This is a genomic window from Phormidesmis priestleyi ULC007 (assembly GCF_001895925.1).
In the GTDB taxonomy this organism is placed as follows: domain Bacteria; phylum Cyanobacteriota; class Cyanobacteriia; order Leptolyngbyales; family Leptolyngbyaceae; genus Phormidesmis_A; species Phormidesmis_A priestleyi_A.
Genome location: NZ_MPPI01000003.1, coordinates 105,005 through 119,669, shown reverse-complemented (window position 1 = coordinate 119,669; position 14,665 = coordinate 105,005). Strand labels below are relative to the sequence as shown.

The 14,665-nt window shown below is 49.1% G+C and carries 16 protein-coding genes; 11 read left to right on the top strand and 5 right to left on the bottom strand.

From position 1 onward, the window contains the following. Nucleotides 1-60: 60 nt before the first annotated feature. Both mnmG and BRW63_RS28740 read left to right on the top strand, forming a co-directional pair. Nucleotides 61-1,968: a tRNA uridine-5-carboxymethylaminomethyl(34) synthesis enzyme MnmG gene (gene mnmG, locus BRW63_RS04440; RefSeq protein ID WP_073069712.1), complete on the top strand. Its 1,908-nt coding sequence runs from the start codon at nucleotides 61-63 to the stop codon at nucleotides 1,966-1,968. Beyond that, complete coding sequence (locus BRW63_RS28740) at nucleotides 1,965-2,150, top strand: hypothetical protein (RefSeq protein WP_073069711.1); 186 nt, start codon at nucleotides 1,965-1,967, stop codon at nucleotides 2,148-2,150. The genes mnmG and BRW63_RS28740 overlap by 4 nt, the downstream gene beginning before the upstream one ends. Here the strand turns inward: BRW63_RS28740 and BRW63_RS04430 are convergent. The 3 genes from BRW63_RS04430 to BRW63_RS04420 form a co-directional block, all read right to left on the bottom strand. After that, a complete protein-coding gene (locus tag BRW63_RS04430; RefSeq protein WP_073069710.1) occupies nucleotides 2,124-2,552 on the bottom strand; it encodes a type II toxin-antitoxin system VapC family toxin in 429 nt (142 codons plus the stop codon). The genes BRW63_RS28740 and BRW63_RS04430 overlap by 27 nt on opposite strands. Next, on the bottom strand, nucleotides 2,549-2,764 hold the full coding sequence (locus BRW63_RS04425) for a hypothetical protein (RefSeq protein WP_073069709.1): 216 nt from the start codon (nucleotides 2,762-2,764) through the stop codon (nucleotides 2,549-2,551). The genes BRW63_RS04430 and BRW63_RS04425 overlap by 4 nt, the downstream gene beginning before the upstream one ends. A 316-nt stretch (nucleotides 2,765-3,080) precedes the next feature. Then, nucleotides 3,081-3,611 (bottom strand): pentapeptide repeat-containing protein, encoded by a 531-nt coding sequence (locus tag BRW63_RS04420; protein WP_073069708.1) that lies wholly within the window; start codon nucleotides 3,609-3,611, stop codon nucleotides 3,081-3,083. 59 nt (nucleotides 3,612-3,670) lie between these two features. On the opposite strand from BRW63_RS04420, the gene BRW63_RS04415 reads away from it, so the two are divergent. Both BRW63_RS04415 and BRW63_RS30145 read left to right on the top strand, forming a co-directional pair. Beyond that, nucleotides 3,671-4,003, top strand: a complete 333-nt coding sequence (locus tag BRW63_RS04415) for an arsenosugar biosynthesis-associated peroxidase-like protein (RefSeq protein ID WP_073069707.1) — start codon at nucleotides 3,671-3,673, stop codon at nucleotides 4,001-4,003. 203 nt (nucleotides 4,004-4,206) lie between these two features. Continuing rightward, complete coding sequence (locus BRW63_RS30145) at nucleotides 4,207-4,833, top strand: hypothetical protein (protein WP_083582694.1); 627 nt, start codon at nucleotides 4,207-4,209, stop codon at nucleotides 4,831-4,833. A 102-nt stretch (nucleotides 4,834-4,935) separates the two neighbouring features. On the opposite strand, the gene lysS is transcribed toward BRW63_RS30145, so the two are convergent. Beyond that, complete coding sequence (gene lysS / locus BRW63_RS04405) at nucleotides 4,936-6,450, bottom strand: lysine--tRNA ligase (RefSeq protein ID WP_073069706.1); 1,515 nt, start codon at nucleotides 6,448-6,450, stop codon at nucleotides 4,936-4,938. A 219-nt stretch (nucleotides 6,451-6,669) separates the two neighbouring features. Here lysS and BRW63_RS04400 point away from each other — a divergent pair, with 219 nt between their 5' ends. The 4 genes from BRW63_RS04400 (at nucleotide 6,670) to BRW63_RS04385 (ending at nucleotide 9,099) form a co-directional block, all read left to right on the top strand. Beyond that, a complete protein-coding gene (locus BRW63_RS04400) occupies nucleotides 6,670-7,656 on the top strand; it encodes a hypothetical protein (RefSeq protein WP_143161999.1) in 987 nt (328 codons plus the stop codon). Nucleotides 7,657-7,780: 124 nt separating this feature from the next. Next, nucleotides 7,781-8,053 carry a hypothetical protein gene (locus BRW63_RS04395; protein ID WP_073069704.1) on the top strand — a complete coding sequence of 91 codons (273 nt, stop codon included), beginning with the start codon at nucleotides 7,781-7,783 and terminating at the stop codon, nucleotides 8,051-8,053. Next, the gene (locus BRW63_RS04390; protein WP_073069703.1) at nucleotides 8,050-8,424 is read left to right on the top strand and encodes a clan AA aspartic protease; all 375 of its coding nucleotides are present in this window, start codon (nucleotides 8,050-8,052) and stop codon (nucleotides 8,422-8,424) included. The genes BRW63_RS04395 and BRW63_RS04390 overlap by 4 nt, the downstream gene beginning before the upstream one ends. 237 nt (nucleotides 8,425-8,661) lie before the next feature. Beyond that, entirely contained in the window at nucleotides 8,662-9,099 is a 438-nt protein-coding gene (locus BRW63_RS04385) for a DUF29 domain-containing protein (protein ID WP_073069815.1), read from the top strand. Between the two features lie 49 nt (nucleotides 9,100-9,148). Here BRW63_RS04385 and BRW63_RS04380 read toward each other — a convergent pair whose 3' ends face one another. Next, nucleotides 9,149-9,427, bottom strand: coding sequence for a hypothetical protein (locus BRW63_RS04380; RefSeq protein ID WP_073069702.1), 279 nt, complete (start codon nucleotides 9,425-9,427; stop codon nucleotides 9,149-9,151). Between the two features lie 174 nt (nucleotides 9,428-9,601). Between BRW63_RS04380 and ligA the strand changes: the two genes are divergently transcribed. The 3 genes from ligA to truB all read left to right on the top strand — a co-directional run bounded on the left by ligA (nucleotide 9,602) and on the right by truB (nucleotide 14,631). Then, nucleotides 9,602-11,647, top strand: coding sequence for an NAD-dependent DNA ligase LigA (ligA, locus tag BRW63_RS04375; protein ID WP_073069701.1), 2,046 nt, complete (start codon nucleotides 9,602-9,604; stop codon nucleotides 11,645-11,647). 223 nt (nucleotides 11,648-11,870) lie between these two features. Continuing rightward, the gene (locus tag BRW63_RS04370; protein ID WP_073069700.1) at nucleotides 11,871-13,550 is read left to right on the top strand and encodes an alpha/beta hydrolase; all 1,680 of its coding nucleotides are present in this window, start codon (nucleotides 11,871-11,873) and stop codon (nucleotides 13,548-13,550) included. A 184-nt stretch (nucleotides 13,551-13,734) separates the two neighbouring features. Beyond that, entirely contained in the window at nucleotides 13,735-14,631 is an 897-nt protein-coding gene (gene truB / locus BRW63_RS04365) for a tRNA pseudouridine(55) synthase TruB (RefSeq protein WP_244913207.1), read from the top strand. Nucleotides 14,632-14,665: the final 34 nt, after the last annotated feature.

Below are 14,665 nucleotides of genomic sequence, written 5' to 3'. Positions count from 1 at the left end.
AGTTGAATGCCAGCGCTACCCGTTAAAATAGAGCCTGACCTCTTGCCGCACCCCGTCGCCATGAACGCCCCTATAGATTTTATTGATGCCTTTGATGTGGTGGTCGTCGGAGCCGGACATTCTGGCTGTGAAGCGGCACTGGCCAGCGCTCGACTGGGCTGTCGCACGCTGCTGCTGACGCTAAACCTCGATAAAATCGCGTGGCAGCCGTGTAACCCGGCGGTCGGCGGCCCGGCAAAGTCACAATTGGTGCATGAAGTCGATGCGCTGGGCGGCGAGATTGGCAAGGTCAGCGATCGTACCTACTTACAAAAGCGCATTCTCAATGCGTCAAGAGGCCCGGCGGTGTGGGCACTGCGGGCGCAAACCGACAAGCGCGAATACGCGGCGGTAATGAAGGGCGTGGTCGAAAATCAAGAGAATTTGACCATTCGCGAAGGCATGGCGACGGATCTTGTCTTAGGTGCAAATGACGAAATCGTTGGAGTGCAAACCTACTTTGGGGTGGCGTTTGAATGCAAAGCGGTCGTGCTGACCACCGGGACGTTTTTGGGTGGGATGATTTGGGTTGGCAACAAGTCAATGGCGGCAGGACGAGCCGGAGAGTTTGCGGCGGTAGGATTGACCGAGACGCTAAATCGATTGGGATTTGAGACGGGGCGCTTAAAAACTGGAACACCTGCAAGAGTCGATCGCCGCTCTGTAAACTTCTCAAACTTAGAACCACAACCTGGCGATACCGATGTTCGCTGGTTCAGTTTTGATCCAGACGTGTGGATTGAGCGCGAACAGATTCCTTGTCATCTGACGCGCACCACCGCAGAGACTCACCGGATCATTCGCGAAAATCTCCATCTCTCCCCGGTGTATGGAGGCTGGGTTGATTCTAAAGGGCCGCGCTATTGCCCCAGCATCGAAGACAAAATTGTCCGTTTTGCCGATAAAGAGAGCCATCAGATCTTTATCGAACCAGAAGGACGCGACATTCCAGAGCTTTATATTCAAGGGTTTTCGACCGGGTTGCCCGAAACGATTCAATTGCAAATGCTGCGATCGCTCCCCGGTTTAGAAAATTGTGCGATGCTGCGTCCTGCCTATGCGGTCGATTATGACTATCTGCCAGCGACGCAGTGCTATCCCACTTTGATGACTAAAAAAGTAGATGGACTGTTTTGTGCAGGTCAGATCAACGGCACCACAGGCTATGAAGAAGCGGCGGCTCAAGGATTAGTCGCGGGCGTAAATGCGGCTCGATTTTGTCACCATCAGGAGATGATTGTCTTCCCGCGTGAGCAGAGCTATATCGGCACGCTGATCGATGATTTGTGTACTAAAGATTTGCGCGAACCTTATCGGGTGTTGACCTCGCGATCGGAATATCGCTTACTCCTGCGATCGGACAATGCTGACCAGCGTCTCACGTCACTGGGTCGAGAAATTGGACTGATCGACGATCGGCGCTGGCAACTCTACACCGCCAAGCAAGAAAAAATCACGGCTGAAAAAGAGCGATTGCACGAGACACGCATCAAAGAACGCGACGAGATTGGCAAAGTAATTGCTGAAAACACACAACAAGCGATTAAAGGTTCAATCACATTAGCAGAACTTTTACGTCGCTCTGGGTTCCACTACGTGGATTTAGAACGGCATGGATTAGCAAACACTTCGCTCGATCGGGCTGAAAAAGAAGGCGCAGAAATTGACATCAAATATTCTGGCTATATTCAACGTCAGCAGCAGCAGATTGATCAAACCGCTCGTCAAGAACATCGCAAGCTGCCAGATGATTTAGACTATGCTACGATCGCCACCCTCTCAAAAGAGTCGAGAGAAAAGTTAGCGAAAGTCAAACCAATGACGATCGGACAAGCAACTCGTATCGGCGGGGTCAATCCTGCTGACATTAACGCCCTGCTCGTTTATTTAGAAATCCAATCTCGCCAAGCTGCGGAAGTGCTGAGATGACAGCCTACACCATCAATTTCAACCCTGTGATCGAGATGACCGACGAGCAGTTTTATCAGCTTTGTCGAGCAAATCCAGAGGTGAAATTTGAACCCAATGCCCAAGGAGAGCGTTCCCATTATGCCGCGATCAACGCGACTATCTCTGTTGATGCTTCAAACTGTCCAATCTTCGAGTATTAACCCCGCCACTTTAACAAAATCTCGATGATTACGAGTTAACACAACCAATTCACGGGATAGCCCAATAGCTGCAATCCGAGCATCCATTTTTCCCAGTTGAATTCGTTGCAACTGTAATTGATTCAGTGCCATAGCTGCACCTGGATCAAATGAGACAAGCGGCAACACCTTGAAATCGCGGACAAGTCGCGTCATCAGTTCATACCCATTCACCAGGTCATCCAGACTGCGAGCGCGATTGATATAAGTATGGCTGCCAAGCATCTGCTCGTGAAATGTCACAATTGAGACAGCGAAATCTGATAGTGGGTAGTGAGCCATGCGACTCGAAAGGTTGGTGTAGTCCTGCCCTGCTTGCCGCTGAAGAATGCTCAGATGATCCGTATCTAACAAATATTTCACGACTCGTCTTGCGCTTCGAGGAGAGACTCATCGCCTTGACGAATCGCTCGACCATAAGCAAGCACCCCTTCAAAAGCAGGTTCATCCTTAAAAGACCCTGTAATTTGTTGCAGCCAGTTGTTCGGCTGAGGAGTCGCAACTTGCTTCTGCAACTCAGCAATCGCTGCTTCTACTGCTGCCAGCCGTTCCTCTAAAGAAGTATTGGTCGCCATTTGAGTTCCCCCTAATTAATCCCCTTTAAAAGCTTAACAGAACTAGTTTGCGATCGTCACCGCTTCTCCATCATCACTAATACTTCTGTATTATGCTGAATTACTGAGACTCTACACGAAATAACCGAAGGAGTAGGAAATTTAGAATTCTCCCTTGTTGAGACCATGCGACAAATTTCACCTTTGTCCTCTACTGCCACAACTGGAATGTGAGTGGCATAACATTCGCGCTCACCGGACGCGATAACTTTTGCAGCTAAGAGATTTTACCTGGGTTTGTTCTCAGTTTGAATGCGATTTGGTGATTTGATTAGCGTTATTTCTGCTGTTTATACTCGCTGCCGTCTGGCATTCTGGCTCCTCCAAGTTTTGCACCTTCTAGCGTTGCGCCTGCCATTTTTGCTTTCACAAAATTAGCCTTTTGAAGATTGGCTTGATTAAGATTTGCGCCTCTGAGATCGGCTCCTTCTAAGATCGCTTCTTGTAAATTTGCACCCGAAAGATCGGCGTTTCTTAAATCGGCTCCAAACAAATTGGCTTTAGTTAAGTTTGCGTTCTGCAAGTTGGCATCTTTTAATTGCACAAGCGCTAAATTTACGCGATCGCCCTTCACATTGCTCAAATTTGCTGAGTTGAGTTTAGAACCTTGCAGCGCTGCCGCACTCAAATTGGCACCCGTCAAATTAACGCCATCCAAAACATAGCTATAGAGACTCGCCTCTGATAAATCACAGTTAATGCATTCTCCAGAATTGAGCAATTTTTGCACCTGAGTTGGATTGGCAGCCATCACAGCCGCCCCTAACGTTAAGCTCAGAAAGAACGCGATCGGAAGAGAACGTTTCATAGTTAGTTTGCAAATGCGTGAGAACTCACTCAAGTTAAGCATATCGGAGGAGAACCCCTATGGATAACTATTACAAGCCCGAACACTTGCCCCATTTTGGTCAAATCGGCGAGGGCAACCCTGAGTTGGCGGAGAAGTTCTTTGCTTACTATGGAGCTGTGTTTGCAGAAGGAGCATTGTCAAAGCGAGAAAAAGCGTTGATTGCGCTGGCGGTTGCTCACACCGTTCAGTGTCCTTATTGCATTGAGGCTTATAGCAAAGAGTCCTTGCAGCAAGGCTCAGACCTAGAGCAAATGACCGAAGCCGTGCATGTCGCAACGGCAATTCGGGGCGGCTCGTCTCTGATTCATGGGTTGCAAATGTTAGATCACGTCAATAAACTGGCAATGTAATGTAGAGCGATCTCATCAAAAATTGAGTGCAGCAATCAAAGCACGGACAATTTTAGCGCGATCGCTATGATAGTTAAGCAGCCTTCATTCCCAATTGAATGAGGGTTCGGTTTTGCAATAGTCCAGACAGTTTTTGCACCCTATCTGATGGATAGCTTTTCTGTCCATCAGATAGGGTGCAGATTAGAAACAAAGCGCACCGGATGGATCAAGATCTGGGGCATCTCACCCTGATACGCCCTCAACTCCCCTCAACGGTGCAATATTTAGCATACCGGGGTGCAGAAGCAGCGGGGCACCCCCGTCAGTACGACAGCAAAGTTGACCTCCAAGACCTCACCCGCTTCACCTTTGTGGAAACCGTGCAACCCCAGTTTGACCTCTACACCCAACGAGTCTGGCACGTCTCGTTGAAACGGGCGATTCGAGTCACCTACCTGGTAGACCATCGCCTTCACCGAGTTCGCACTTGCCTGCTGTTCAGCACTGATGTCGGATGTCGAACAAGACCCGACTCAGATTATGCAGTTCTACAAACTGCGCTTTCAAATCGAATTTCTCTTCCGAGACGCGAAACAATTCACCGGACTGTGTGCCTGCCAAGCGCGGTCGGTCAAAAAGCTGGATTTCCATTTCAATGCCAGTTTCACCGCTCTCAATCTTGCCAAGCTGGAAGCTCCTTTGTCTTCTCGATGGCAAGTGTCAAGCGACGGGCACTCAATGACCATTTGCTGGACACCTTGATCTCAACGTTAGACCTCTCCCCACCGGAGATTAAATCCCACCCTAACTACCAAACCCTAGGCTCTTACGGCGTGATTGCTGCCTAATTTTGTCCGAACCATTGTTGCCTGATAAAGAATCTAAACATTCTTCAACAGGGCAATCATCAGTCTATGTTCGATAAAAATTGACTTCCCGCACAGATCTTTCTAAGACTCCTCGGAATCAGATTTCTCAGGTTTTAGTAATGGGAAGGCGATCACGTCGCGAATGCTAGGGGCATCAGTCAGCACCATGACTAGTCGATCGATGCCGATTCCCAACCCTCCAGTTGGCGGCATTCCATATTCCAGCGCAGTGAGAAAGTCTTCGTCAACGCCTTGGGCTTCGAGATCTCCGGCGGCTTTACGATCGGCTTGTGCCTCTAGTCGCGATCGTTGATCTAAAGGATCGGTTAACTCCGAAAAACTATTTGCAGTTTCCCGTCCGACGATGAATAGCTCAAATCGCTCGACCAGCCCAGGCTTTGAGCGATGCGGTTTTGCGAGTGGCGAAATCTCGACGGGATAATCTAAAACAAACGTCGGTTGGATTAGGGTGTCTTCTACCTTTTGTTCAAAGGCTTCGTTGAGAAGTCTTTCGATCGAGCCACACTTCTCAATGTCATGCAGTCCAGCCGTTTTTGCCGCGACTTTTGCCTCGTCTAAAGTTTGGAACTGCGTGAAATCTAGTCCGGTTTTTTCTTGAACAACGTCGTGCATCGTGACCCTACGCCAGGGAGGAGTCAGATCGATGTCTTCGCCTTGGTAAGTAATCTTTAAAGTCTCCAAGACTTCTTGAGCAACGGTGGTAATGATCGCTTCGGTCAGCGCCATCATATCGTGATAGTCAGCGTATGCCTGATAGACCTCGATCGACGTAAATTCTGGATTATGTCGGGTCGAAACGCCTTCGTTTCTAAAGATGCGCCCCAGTTCAAACACTTTCTCAAAACCACCCACGATTAAGCGCTTCAGGTGCAACTCGGTGGCAATGCGGAGATAAAGCTCCATATCCATCGTGTTGTGATAGGTGACAAACGGACGCGCATCGGCTCCTCCCGCTTCTGACAAAAGAACGGGCGTTTCGATTTCGATAAAGCCTTGCTGATCCAAATAGCGACGAATTCCCGCAGTAATCAGGGCACGACGACGAAAGGTTTGCCGCACTTCGGGGTTGACGATTAAATCAACATAGCGTTGACGATAGCGTTTTGCGACATCGGTTAAGCCGTGCCATTTGTCGGGCAGGGGCAGCAGCGATTTGGTCAACATCACATATTCATTGACGTAGACCGAGAGTTCGCCTTTTTCGGTGCGCTTGACGGTGCCTTTTGCGCCAATGATGTCACCCGCGTCGGTGAGTTGCTTGAGATGGTCAAAGGCTTGAGGGTCTGCCTCACCCATGTTTTCTTGAATGCGCGTTTTGTCGAGATAAAGCTGAATCGTGCCCGTCTCGTCTTGCAGCGTGAAAAATGCCAGTTTGCCGAAGACGCGCCGCGCCATGATTCTGCCTGCGATCGCGACTTCGATTTTGACTTCTTCACCGCTGGCTAAGTCAGCATATTTTTCCTGCAATTCGGCAGCGTGGTGGGTTGACTGCCACCGATAAGCGTAGGGGTTTACGCCTAGTTGCTTGAGTTGCTCAACTTTTTCGAGGCGAGTAGCGCGAAGATCGTCTGACATGGCTTAAAAATTCCTGGATACGCAGCCAAGAAGCAGGATGCAACTGAAGGCTAATAGCAGCTTTCTATTATAAGGGTGAAGTCTGCGGGAACGTGGAGTAAACCTTTAGTGTTTGAAAGGATTTTCGAGGTCAGTAATCTGCAAGATTAGGGCTAAAGTTTAAGGAACAGTCAAATTAGCTAGTGTAGATCCTCATTAGACCTTTCTCTCTTTGTACCTATGTTATCTGCCGAAGAATTACAAAAGTACTCCTCAATGCCCTTGTACAGCATGATGGAGTGGTATGGCGGAGTGTGGAAGCTTTCATCAGTTTTCTACGAATCGATTCCAGCCAGCAGATCAGGAGCGTTTTTTAGGCATTTACAAGAAATGTTTGAAGTTCATGCACCCGATGAATTTCTTGTAGATGTTGGGGTGGATAATTGTATTCGCGCAATCGGATATTATTGCAGGATTTTGTGTCAGTTAGAAAATTATGGTGAACCTGAATTTAATCAGTCTATTTGTTCCGTAATTAGTACAAATTACGGACGCGAAAAGGTATACGGTGCGGCAAAAGCTATTTACGGGATAGCAAAAGAAGTCGGTTATCCTCTCAAAGTCAAAGTAGAAGACTATGACCTTTACGATGCTGATACTGACCACGCTTTTCTCGTGTCTCACGCAATCTACTATGCGCTAGGGGATATTCTTAAACATCACGAGTTTACTAAGCCCGCCCAACGTGCAGCAGTTGATTTCTATCACAGCTTAATTAGGTTCGTGATCTATTCGGGAACGAAAAATCATAAATTAATCCCTTCCTATGTCACATCAAAACTTGCTAATTTACTTAGTCTAATATTAAGTCAGCCTACTATACTCACTCTACCTGATAGAGACGATTTTAGAGGCAGAGAATATCTGAATGAAAGTGCTCCGAGTATTTACGAAGATGAGGTCAATTACCTTCATCTCAGTCAGGATTTAAGCTTGGCAGCGGCACCTATCGAAGATTTAATTGAGCAGTTGCAAAATCGAGGTGTAACAGTTGAAGTTGCTCAAAAGCGGGTAGCAGAAGATTTAGCAACTCAAGCTCAGAACAATCGAACAATGCAGGACAAATTGGTTAAGTGGAGTCAATCCTTGGGTGATGCAGCAGTCAGTGATGTTGTTAAAGGAATTGTCAAGCTTGCCATTCGTTCATTGGGAATTCCGCTGCCTTAGCCGTAAGATTAGTAAAAACTTGATTAAAAAGGTGCAATTGTTCTGCCTAACATAGTCCTTGAGGAAAACAATTAGTCTCCCAAGTTAAGATGTGGGGGATTAACGTTGAAACGAGGTCAAGCCGATGACAGTTCGACAACCCCGCTACAGCAAAGAAGAATTTGCTCGACGTGGCGATGAGATATATGAATCTCAGGTTCGCGCCCAAGTTGAGGAAGGCAATCATGGTAAAATTGTGGCGATCGACCTCGAAACCGGAGACTTTGAAGTTGATGCGCGTGAAATTGCTGCCTGCGATCGCCTCGAAGCCCGTCACCCTAACGCTCAAATCTGGATTGTCCGCATTGGTTCCCGCCATGTTCGTCGATTTGGCGGACGCACGAAGAGAGCCGTATGATCATCGGGATCGTCAACGCAGATTTTGAGCCGATGATTCCACTTTCAGTTTGTGGCTCCGATGGAAAGGTTTACACACAAGACGCGATCGTGGACACAGGCTTTAATGGTTGGCTTTCACTGTCTTCAGATTTAATCGCTCAGTTAAATCTGACATGGAAAAGGCGAGGACGAGCCATTCTTGGCGATGGGAGTGAATGCGTTTTCAATGTTTATGAAGCAGTTTTAGTCTGGGATGGGAATCTTCTGAAAATCCCGGTCGATGAGGCTGATTCAGAACCACTTGTCGGCATGTCCCTGATGGAGGGCTATCAGCTAATGGTGCAAGTATTTGAGGGCGGTCGTGTCGAACTCAACAAAGTTACGTTTTAGATGCGATCGCTCTGTTCTCATTTACGATCGCATCAGAAATTGAGTGCAGTCAACAACGTAAGGTGTCGATGTCATTTGCAGCCGCTCAATCGGAACGTTAGCCCTCCTATTTTTTGGTTGGGCGCAGTTGGGATGTTGCCCACAATCTCTAATATGTGAAAAGCGCCATGCGTATCAAGCGTTATGATGAATGTGTTGCAACCGCGCTCCGTAATGATTAGTGGTAGGCATCAAATCGTGAGTGAGACATACTTGGCAGATTTTAATTCGTGGATTGCTCAAACAACTCAGTTGTTGCGGGAGCGCCGCTGGCACGAAATTGACGTGCTGCATCTGATTGAAGAGGTTGAAGACTTGGGTAAGAGTGAACGGCGAGGAATTGCTAGTCAGCTAACTCGTCTTTTACTGCATCTGCTCAAGTGGCAATATCAATCTCAGCGCCGATCGGATAGTTGGTTAGATTCCATCACGGATGCGCGGACTCAGATTGAATTGGCTCTTGAAGATAGTCCCAGTCTAAAAAGTTATCCCGCAGAGCAACTTGAAGAGAGTTATCAACGGGCACGTCGCCAAGCTGCTAAACAAACCAGTCTGGAAATTGCGATGTTTCCAGATGCGTGTCCCTATTCTCTAGAGCTAGTGTTGGCGGAAGATTGGTTGCCTGAGAGCGGTTAACCCCGATGTTTATGAACTGCAACAGTCGGAGTTATTTAATTCACGATCCTTAGTCTGACTTGCGGATCGTAAATGAGATCGGCTTTTGAGGTGACGACGATCGGGGAATGACCGTCTGAGCGGGTGCGGGAGGCATCGCTTGAGAATCACGAGTTGGGCTACTGATCATGTTGAAGGGAAATCCGGCACGACGATCGTAGTTAGACACGATCGCCAAAAATGCCCCACCCAAAATAAATACAGGCAACGGCAACGAAAGCTGCTTCATCCACTGAAACAGTTCTGATAGCCCAAACAAAACTAGAAAACAAGCCAGCCAAACCCGCATGGTTTACCCCAAAGTACGGAATTACTAGTTAGGATACTCGATCGTGTTCGTTTTGTAACCCCTCAGCAAAATCTGAACTGAGGCAGACAACGAAGTTTATAATAACGCTTCCACTAACGGCAAGTCGCGTGAATTAGTGGTACAAATAAACTAAGTTGTGTGGATAGATTCGGCATGGACTCAGTAGAGCAAGCAACGCTAGAGATCAAACAGCGTGTGCAGGAATTGACTCAGATTCTGCAAAAAGCAAGCTATCAATATTACGTGTTGGATGCGCCGACGATCGCAGATGCCGTCTACGATCGTTTCTATCATGAACTGCAAGATTTAGAAACTCGTTACCCGGAATTAATTTCGCCCGATAGCCCCACTCAACGAGTCGGAGAGCGCCCCGCGAGTCAGTTTACCTCAGTTAAGCATAACGTTCCGCTCTATAGTTTAGAGAATGCTTTTGGCAACGATGATTTAACGGCGTGGGAACAGCGCTGGCGAAAAGTAGAGCCAGATATCACTCGGTCTAAATATGTGTGTGAACTCAAGATTGACGGCTCGGCGCTGGCACTGACTTACCAAAATGGACTGCTGGTCAGAGGGGCAACGCGCGGCGATGGCGTGACTGGGGAAGAAATCACTCAAAATGTCCGGGCGATCCGATCGATTCCCCTGCGCCTCACTCTCGACAATCCACCTGCTGTCGTCGAGGTTCGCGGCGAGGCATTTCTGCCGTTAGATTCCTTTGAGCAAATTAATCGAGAACGTGAACAAGCCGGAGAAGCCCTCTTTGCCAATCCGCGTAACGCTGCCGCCGGGACACTTCGCCAACTGGATGCGCGAATCGTCGCCCAACGCAAATTAGATTTCTACGCTTACACGCTGCACATTCAAAACGACGAGTCAAAAAAAATCCGTCTCTCATCTCAATGGGAAGCGCTGGAGTTTTTGCAGAAAGTGGGGTTTCGGGTGAACCCAGAGCGTCAGCTTTGTCCGACAATCCAGGACGTTCACGCCTATTGTGATCACTGGTCGATCGCCCGCACCCAACTTCGCTATCTCACCGATGGCGTGGTCGTCAAACTCAACTCGTTTGATCTGCAAGAGCGATTGGGCTTTACGCAAAAGTTTCCACGCTGGGCGATCGCGCTCAAATATCCTGCCGAAGAAGCGCCGACGATCGTTGAAAATATCAGCGTCAATGTGGGACGCACCGGAGCGATTACGCCAGTCGCAGAACTCCGCCCCGTCCAGTTAGCGGGAACGACTGTTTCGCGGGCCACGTTGCACAACCGCGATCGCATTGCCGAATTAGATATTCGGATTGGCGATACGGCGATCGTTCGCAAAGCTGGAGAAATCATTCCCGAAGTCGTGCGCGTGTTGCCAGAATTACGTCCTGCGGGTGCCGTGCCTTACCCAATGCCGACTCACTGCCCAGAGTGCGGCGAAGCGCTCGTCAAACCCGATGACGAAGCTGTGACTCGCTGCATTAATACGTCCTGTCCTGCTATTCTGCGGGGCGCATTGACCCACTGGGCCAGCCGAGATGCAATGGATATCAACGGCGTGGGTGAAAAGCTCGTATTGCAACTCGTGGATCAGGGATTAGTACATTCAGTGGGTGATTTGTATGAGTTGACGATCGAGCAACTTTTAACGCTAGAGCGAATGGGAAAGAAATCGGCTGAGAAAATCCTTCAGGCCATTCAAGAATCGAAAAAACAACCCTGGTCGCGAGTCCTTTATGGGTTAGGAATTCGTCATGTCGGCAGTGTGAATGCTCAGGTGTTAACGCAATCATTTCCTAGCGTTGAGCAGCTTGCACAGGCGACTTCAGCCACGATCGCGCAGGTTTATGGCATTGGCTCTGAAATTGCCCAATCGGTGCATCAATGGTTTCAAAATCACGCTAATCAGATTTTAATTGAACGGCTGCGATCGGCGGGTCTGCAACTAGTCGGAGACGAGGAAACTGCGCCCAAAGCTCAAACTGCTATTACAGGTAAAACCTTTGTAGTCACGGGAACGCTGCCCACCCTCAAGCGCGACGAGGCGAAAGCGTTGATTCAAAAAGCGGGCGGCAAAGTCACAGATTCGGTGAGCAAAAAAACCGACTATGTTGTCGTAGGAGACGATGCAGGTTCTAAATTAGAAAAAGCTAGATCGTTAGAAATTTCATTACTTTCAGAAGCAGAACTCCTGCAATTGTTAACCGCCGAGTCATAGGAGGTAAGTTGTGAGCGATCGTCCCATTGCGTCCCAATAAAATTGGGCATTGCGGAATAGGATGATTGGGTAGGGGCAATCCCCCCGTGGTTGCCCTCCGTCAGGGGTAGGCACGGGGGCGCTACCCCTACAGCCATTTCATCCCCTCCTGCAACGCCTAAAATCAATTATGCTGAACCTAGAGTAATTTCTGCACTTGCCCTCGATTGGAGCAGTGTTTTTTATGTACGATCGTTCTCAACCCCGACTTAATTGGATTCGGCAAAGCTTCAAACTTTTGAGTTGGAGTCTGATTCCTGTCGCCCTGCTGGCTCGTCCTGCTGTCAGTGCCGAGCGACTTTATGTATCTTATGGTGCGCTGGAACGATCGATTTCGGTGGCTGCCCTTGAAGCCTTTGTCCGCAAAGGTGAATTAGATAGCGACCTGTTCGTCTATTCTCAATATGCAGATGCCAAACGATTGGCAGATTTGCGGCAGGCATTAGTAGTGCGGGCAGACTTAACCCCGATCGCGGTTTCTCAGTTTCTCTACACGCCTCAAGGAGAAATTTTGCTGCGGCGTTTGGGTCAGGTGATTCAGCCCGAATCGCGAGACACGGGCTTTTATGCAATTCGAGCGGCGTTGATTTTAGCATCCAGCGATCCCGAAGGGCTGACTCCTCTGAATGTGTTTCGCAAATTTCCGACGCGCGGACTGCGAATCGACTTGCAGCGCAGCCTCCAAATTGCCGGAGAATTAGAACAGGCAGTCAGCCGCACTAACCAAGCCACCGCCACGATCAACCAACTAGCACAACTAGAAGCCCTCGCTTCGCCGATCGCCACTACGACTCCGCTGCCCGATTTGGCAAGTCGAGGCGCATTTAGTTGGCAAAAACAAACGATCCGATTAGTCGATCGAACGCGCAGCTTTGTGACGGCATTGGGCAGAGATCGCGTGTTTCCGGTCGATGTCTATCTTCCGCAGATCAGAACGGAGCGCCAAGCCCCTAAAATTCCGGTAGTGATCATTTCTCACGGCTTAGGTTCCGATCGCACGACGTTTCGCTATTTAGCCGAGCATCTCGCCTCTCATGGGTTTGCGGTGGCAGTGCCCGAACATCCTGGCAGCAATGCCGCACAGCTTCAAGCCTTGGTTGCCGGAACGGTTGGTGAAGCTGCCGCACCGAGTGAGTTTGTCGATCGTCCGCTTGATATTAAATATCTGCTAGATGACCTGACGCGCCGTGCCAAGTCTGACCCCCGCTATGGTCGTCTTAATCTAGAGCAGGTTGGCGTTTTAGGGCAATCATTTGGAGGCTACACTGTTTTAGCGCTGGCAGGTGCGCCGATCAACTTTGAGCAACTGCAAAAAGACTGTGGCACTCAAGCGCTTGACAACACCCTCAACTTATCGGTGCTTTTGCAATGTCGAGCAAATGCCTTACCGCCCCTCAACTATGGCTTGCAAGATTCACGCGTGAAAGCGATTTTTGCCATTAACCCGATCGATAGTGCGGTGATCGGTCAAGCTGGGTTCAACCAAATTTCAATTCCCACGATGATTGTGTCTGGCAATGCCGATACGGTTGCCCCAGCGCTGCCAGAGCAGGTGCAGCCTTTTACCTGGTTGCAGTCTCCCGATCGTTATCTGGCGCTGCTCGATCGCGGCACTCATTTCTCTACGTTAGAAGAAACCACGACTAATGATTCGATCCCGTTGCCGCCTGAAGTGGTGGGCCCTGCTCCAGAAGTTGCCCGTCGCTATATGAATGCCCTCAGTCTGGCATTCTTTGAAACCTACATCGCCAATCAGCCCAACTATCGACCCTATTTGTCGGCTAGTTATGCCCAATTTATTAGTCAAGACCCTTTGCCGTTGAGTCTAGTGCGATCGCTAAATGTAGACCAATTGACTAAATAAAGGTGAGTTCGACGAGTTTTTTCGCTTCGTTCTCAGCGGCTTCTGCCCCCTAAATCCCCCAATTGGGGGGACTTCAAGCCAAAATTTCCGGTTCAAAGTCCCCCAATCTTGGGGATTTAGGTAGCTCTCCCGAATTCATCATCGGAGTGAACCACTTCTATCGAGCGTTAAATAAAGGTGAATTGTGATTAACGGGTTTCTCAACCTCAACAAACCTTTGGGGTTTACGTCTCATGATTGTGTCGCGAAAGTGCGGCGAATTTTAAAGCTAAAGCGGGTAGGTCACGCCGGAACGCTCGATCCGGCTGCGACGGGCGTGTTGCCGATCGCGCTAGGTCGGGCCACTCGACTGCTGCAATATTTGCCTTCAGATAAGGCCTATCACGCAACGATTTGCTTTGGGTTGACGACTGCGACTGATGATTTAGAGGGCGAGGTGCTTGCGAAGCAGCCTGCATCAGGACTGACCTTAGAGGCGGTGAAATCAAAATTGCCGCTCTTTCAAGGCACGATTCAGCAGGTGCCGCCCAACTATAGTGCGATTCAAGTTCAGGGAAAGCGGCTGTATGATCTGGCCCGATCGGGCGAATTAATTGAAGTCCCTGCCCGGTCTGTAGACATCTATCAGCTAGAAATTTTGGATTGGAGATCGGGCGAGTTTCCAGAATTAGACTTGGCGATCGCCTGCGGGTCGGGGACATATATTCGCTCGATCGCCCGTGATTTGGGCGCGATGTTAGACGTAGGAGGCACGTTAGCCAAACTGATTCGCACTGATAGCAGTGGGTTTACGCTCAGTGACAGCTTGACATTAGACGAATTTGCTACTCAAGTGCAAGATCAGGCTTTCTCGCCGATCGATCCCGATATTGCTCTGGCTCACTTGCCGATCTTCACCCTGCCTGAAGAACCTGCCAAGCGTTGGCGATGGGGACAAAAAGTGGTAACAGATGAGGTAATCAATGCTGCGATCGTCCGAGTTCGTCATGAGGACAATCGGTTTTTGGGCATTGCTCAACTAGTCGAATCGGAGGAAGGGCGGCTCCTAATTCCTCAAATGGTTTTTGAGCCGATCTCTTAACCAGCCTAAGTGAAATCTCGTAGGCGCAAGTGCT

Bases quoted from the DNA above. Each gene is read 5' to 3' on its own strand.
- mnmG (WP_073069712.1), top strand. From the start codon at position 61: ATGAACGCCCCTATAGATTTTATTGATGCCTTTGATGTGGTGGTCGTC.
- BRW63_RS28740 (WP_073069711.1), top strand. From the start codon at position 1,965: ATGACAGCCTACACCATCAATTTCAACCCTGTGATCGAGATGACCGAC.
- BRW63_RS04425 (WP_073069709.1), bottom strand. From the start codon at position 2,764: ATGGCGACCAATACTTCTTTAGAGGAACGGCTGGCAGCAGTAGAAGCA.
- BRW63_RS04420 (WP_073069708.1), bottom strand. From the start codon at position 3,611: ATGAAACGTTCTCTTCCGATCGCGTTCTTTCTGAGCTTAACGTTAGGG.
- BRW63_RS04415 (WP_073069707.1), top strand. From the start codon at position 3,671: ATGGATAACTATTACAAGCCCGAACACTTGCCCCATTTTGGTCAAATC.
- BRW63_RS30145 (WP_083582694.1), top strand. From the start codon at position 4,207: ATGGATCAAGATCTGGGGCATCTCACCCTGATACGCCCTCAACTCCCC.
- lysS (WP_073069706.1), bottom strand. From the start codon at position 6,450: ATGTCAGACGATCTTCGCGCTACTCGCCTCGAAAAAGTTGAGCAACTC.
- BRW63_RS04400 (WP_143161999.1), top strand. From the start codon at position 6,670: ATGTTATCTGCCGAAGAATTACAAAAGTACTCCTCAATGCCCTTGTAC.
- BRW63_RS04395 (WP_073069704.1), top strand. From the start codon at position 7,781: ATGACAGTTCGACAACCCCGCTACAGCAAAGAAGAATTTGCTCGACGT.
- BRW63_RS04390 (WP_073069703.1), top strand. From the start codon at position 8,050: ATGATCATCGGGATCGTCAACGCAGATTTTGAGCCGATGATTCCACTT.
- BRW63_RS04380 (WP_073069702.1), bottom strand. From the start codon at position 9,427: ATGCGGGTTTGGCTGGCTTGTTTTCTAGTTTTGTTTGGGCTATCAGAA.
- ligA (WP_073069701.1), top strand. From the start codon at position 9,602: ATGGACTCAGTAGAGCAAGCAACGCTAGAGATCAAACAGCGTGTGCAG.
- BRW63_RS04370 (WP_073069700.1), top strand. From the start codon at position 11,871: ATGTACGATCGTTCTCAACCCCGACTTAATTGGATTCGGCAAAGCTTC.